The following is a 4,399-nucleotide window of genomic DNA, read 5'->3' on the forward strand; positions in this document are numbered from 1 at the left end:
GCCTGGGCCGACGACGCGATCGCCGACGCCGCCCTGACACCGGCCGCGCGCGCACGGCTGGCGACCGGTGTGGCGCGCGGATGCGCACCGAGAGTGGTGGCGGGCCAGTACCTCGACCTGTACGCCCAGGTGACCGCCTCCCGCTCGCCCGGCCGCGCCATGCGCACCGCGTTCCTGAAGAGCGCGCGCTACTCGGTGGAGAGCCCGCTCCTGCTCGGCGCCGCGCTGGCCGGAGCCGATCCGGCCACCCGGCGCGCGCTGCGCGACGCCGGGCGCTGCGCCGGTATCGCCTTCCAGCTCCGGGACGACCTGCTCGGCGTCTTCGGCGACCCGCGGCTGACCGGCAAGCCGACCGGCGACGACATCCGCGAGGGCAAGGTCACCTATCTAGTGGCCGCCGCGGCCCGCCGCGCCCGTAGCGACCCCGCGTCGCTGCGCGTGCTGGACGAGGCGCTCGGCGACCAGGACCTGTCCCCGGCCGCCCTCGACCGGGTCCGCGAGGTCCTGGTCGCCACCGGGGCCACCGCCCAGGTCCAGTCCCTCATCGACCGGCTCGCCGCCGTCGCCCGCACCCGGCTGCTCGACGCCCGGCTGGAGCCGGCCGCCCGGGACCGGCTGCTCGCGGTGCTGGCCGCGGCGGCCGGCCGCACCCCGGGCACCGCCGCCCGGCACACCGGCCCGCGCCCGACTGGGCAGCCGGACCGCGGGGAAGGAAACGGGCGATGAAGTCGATTCCCGGCCCGACGGGCCATGTCGTGGTGGTCGGCGCCGGCCTGTCCGGGCTCGCCGCCGCGCTGCACCTGCTGGGCGCCGGCCGCCGCGTCACCGTGGTGGAGCGCGCCGACCTCCCCGGCGGCCGGGCCGGCCGCATCGACCGGGGCGGCTACCGCTTCGACAGCGGGCCCACCGTACTGACCATGCCGCACCTGCTGGAGGAGCCGCTGGCCGCGGTCGGCGAAAGCCTGCGCGACCGCCTGGATCTCATCGAACTGCACCCCGCCTACCGGGCCCGCTTCGCCGACGGCAGCAGCCTCGACGTGCACACCCGCGCCGACGCGATGGAGGACGCCGTCCGGGCCTTCGCCGGCCCCCGTGAAGCCGCCGGCTACCGGCGCCTGCGCGGCTGGCTGGAGGCCCTGTACCAGGCCCAGATGCGCCGCTTCATCGACACCAACTTCGACTCGCCGCTGCAGCTGCTCCACCCCGATCTCGCCCGGCTCGCCGCCCTCGGCGGCTTCGGCCGGCTCGACGCGGCCATCGGCCGCCACCTCCACGACGAGCGGCTGCGCCGGGTCTTCTCCTTCCAGGCGCTCTACGCCGGGGTGCCGCCCGCCCGGGCGCTGGCCGCCTACGCCGTGATCGCCTACATGGACACCGTGGCCGGCGTGTACTTCCCCCGCGGCGGCATGCACGCCGTGCCCCGCGCGCTGGCCGCCGCGGCCGAGGCGGCCGGCGCCGACCTGCGCTACGGCCGGACGGCCACCCGGCTCGAGCAGCGCGCCGGCCGTGTCACCGCCGTCGTCACCGAGCACGAGCGCATCCCCTGCGACGCGGTCGTGCTCAGCGTCGAACTGCCCACCGCCTACCGGCTGCTGGGCCGCACCCCGCACCGGCCGCTGCCGCTGCGGCACTCCCCGTCCGCCGTCGTCCTGCACGCCGGCACCGACCGCACCTGGCCCGAACTGGCCCACCACACCATCTCCTTCGGCGCCGCCTGGCAGCAGACCTTCGAGGAACTCACCGTCTCCGGGCGGCTGATGAGCGATCCGTCGCTGCTCATCACCCGGCCCACCACCCACGACCCCGATCTGGCGCCGCCGGGCCGCCATCTGCACTACATCCTGGCGCCCTGTCCGAACACCGACATCGGACCGGGCGCGGCCGAGTGGGGTGAGCTGGGCCCGCGCTACCGGGACCGCCTGCTGGCAGAACTCGAACGGCGCGGCCTGGCCGGACTCGGCGCCGCCATCGAGCAGGAGTGCCTGGTCACCCCGGCCGACTGGACCGCGCAAGGGCACGCCGCCGGCACGCCTTTCTCGCTGGCGCACACCTTCGCCCAGACCGGACCGTTCCGCCCCGCCAACCTGGTGCGCGGGGTGGACAACGCGGTGCTGGCCGGCTGCGGTACGACCCCGGGCGTGGGCGTGCCGACCGTACTGATCTCCGGCAAGCTCGCCGCCGCCCGCGTCACCGGCGCACCGCGCGGGCGCACCCTGCCCGGCCGCCCGGTGCCACCCCGGCAGCTCGCCGCGACGGGAGACGACGCGTCATGACCCGGCACGAACTCGACGCGGCCGGCATCCACGACCCGGCGCTGCGGGCCGCGTATCTGCGGTGCCGGCTGCTCAACGCCCGGCACGGCCGGACGTACTTCCTGGCCACCCGGCTGCTCCCGGCCGCCCGCCGCCCGGCCGTGCACGCGCTCTACGGCTTCGCGCGCTGGGCCGACGACATCGTCGACGACCTCGGCAGCACGGCCACCACCGCCGAGCGGCAGGCCCGCCTGGCCGATCTGGCCCGCGAACTCGACCGCGGCCTGCGAACCGGCCCCACCGCCGACGCGGCCGCCACCGACGGCGGTGCCGGAGCCGAACCGGTGGTGCGCGCCCTGGCGCACACCGCCCGCGTCTACGGCATCGACCACCGGCACTTCACCGACTTCATGGCCTCGATGCGGTCCGACCTCAGCGTCGCCGACTACCCCACCTTCCAGGAGTTGTGCGGCTACATGCACGGCTCGGCCGCGGTCATCGGCCTGCAGATGCTGCCGGTCCTGGGCCACGTCGTCCCCCGGGAGGAGGCCGAACCGCACGCGGCGGCCCTCGGCGTCGCCTTCCAGCTCACCAATTTCCTGCGGGACGTCGGCGAGGACCTCGACCGGGGCCGGGTCTACCTGCCCGCCGATCTGCTCGCCGCCCGCGGCGTCGACCGGGCGCGCCTGCTGTGGAGCCGCGAGACCGGCCGCCGCGACCGCCGGATCACCGCCGCCCTGGCCGACTTCGCCGCGCTGACCCGCGGCTTCTACCACCGGGCGGTCCCCGGCATCGCCATGCTGGACCCGGTGGCCCGCCCCTGCATCCGCACCGCCTGCGTGCTGTACGGCGGCATCGTCACCGCGGTCGAGCAGGACGGCTACGCGGCGCTGCACCGCCGGGCCGCGGTACCGCGCCACGTCCGCGCCTCGGTCGCGCTGGACGGCCTGGTACGGGTCGGCGCGGCCCGGATGCGCGCCCGGCGGGCAGCGCGAGGGGCGTCCGGACCCGGGCCCCTGACCCAGGCCCAGGAGGCCGCATGATCCGTGACCGCATCCCGCTCACCCTCCGCCGCGGCGCGGTGCCCTGGGACCAGCAGCGCCCGACCTGGCCCGACGCCCGGCCGGCCCTCATCGAGGCGGCGCTCGAACGCGCGGAGCACCGCCCGTCGGGCAACTGGTACGTCCTCGGCGCCGCGAGCGGCATCACCGCCGACCGCCCCTTCGGCCGTACGGTCGCCGGCGTCGAGGTGGTCGCCTGGCGCGACGCCGCCGGCCGGCTCGTGGCCGGGCCCGGCGCGTGCCCGCACCTGGGGGCGCCGCTCAAGGACGCGGTGGTCCGCTGCGGGACCCTGCGCTGCCACTGGCACGGCCTGGCCCTCAACGGCGCGGCCACCGCCGGATGGTCGCCGCTGCCCGCCCACGACGACGGCGTGCTCGCCTGGGTCCGCCTCGACGCGGTGGGCGGCGAGGAACCGCTGGACCGGCCGGTGCTCCCGGCCCGCCCGGCCGCCGGCGCGGCGGTGACCGCCGTCTTCACCGCCACCGGCCGCTGCGAACCGCGGGACGTGGTGGCCAACCGCCTCGATCCCTGGCACGGGGCGTGGTTCCACCCCTATTCCTTCGTGGACCTCACCGTCGAGGAGCCCGGCGACGAGGACTCCTTCGCCGTCCGGGTCTCCTTCAAGGTGGCCGGCCGCATGGTGGTCCCGGTGCGGGCGGTGTTCAGCGCGCCCGAACCCCGTACCGTCGTCATGCACATCACCGACGGCGAGGGCCGCGGCTCCGCCGTCGAGACGCACGCCACCCCCCTGGGCCCGGACGACCGGGGGCAGCCCCGTACCGCCGTCGTCGAGGCGGTCATCGCCACCTCCGCCCGCCCGGGCTTCGCCGCCGCCCGCGCCGCCGCCCCGCTGCTGCGCCCCCTGATGCGGGCCGCGGCCGGCCGGCTGTGGCGCGACGACCTCGCCTACGCGGAACGCCGCTGGTGGCTGCGCAGCACCGGCCGCTTCCCCGGCTGAGCGGCGACCGCCCCCGGCGCCCCGGCGGGGCTCCCGGTCCACCCGGACCGTCGAGCCCGCCGGGGCGGGTGGGACTCAGCGGGCGGTCGAGCCGGTTCAGTGCGCGCAGGCCCGCGGTCCGGCCGCG

At 77.3% G+C, this 4,399-nt stretch carries 4 protein-coding genes; all 4 read left to right on the forward strand.

Going from position 1 to position 4,399, the window contains the following annotated elements; genetic code table 11:
- A partial coding sequence (locus tag GA0115240_RS26775) for a polyprenyl synthetase family protein (protein ID WP_176725180.1) occupies positions 1 to 726 on the forward strand: 726 nt, incomplete at its 5' end.
- Positions 723 to 2,273 (forward strand): phytoene desaturase family protein, encoded by a 1,551-nt coding sequence (gene crtI / locus GA0115240_RS26780; RefSeq protein WP_093740493.1) that lies wholly within the window; start codon positions 723 to 725, stop codon positions 2,271 to 2,273. The genes GA0115240_RS26775 and crtI, both read left to right, overlap by 4 nt.
- Positions 2,270 to 3,295, forward strand: a complete 1,026-nt coding sequence (locus tag GA0115240_RS26785) for a phytoene/squalene synthase family protein (RefSeq protein WP_093740495.1) — start codon at positions 2,270 to 2,272, stop codon at positions 3,293 to 3,295. Before crtI ends, GA0115240_RS26785 begins: the two co-directional genes overlap by 4 nt.
- Complete coding sequence (locus GA0115240_RS26790) at positions 3,292 to 4,272, forward strand: DUF5914 domain-containing protein (RefSeq protein ID WP_093740496.1); 981 nt, start codon at positions 3,292 to 3,294, stop codon at positions 4,270 to 4,272. The genes GA0115240_RS26785 and GA0115240_RS26790 overlap by 4 nt, the downstream gene beginning before the upstream one ends.
- Positions 4,273 to 4,399: the final 127 nt, after the last annotated feature.

The organism is Streptomyces sp. DvalAA-14 (genome assembly GCF_900091855.1).
In the GTDB taxonomy this organism is placed as follows: Bacteria; Actinomycetota; Actinomycetes; order Streptomycetales; family Streptomycetaceae; genus Actinacidiphila.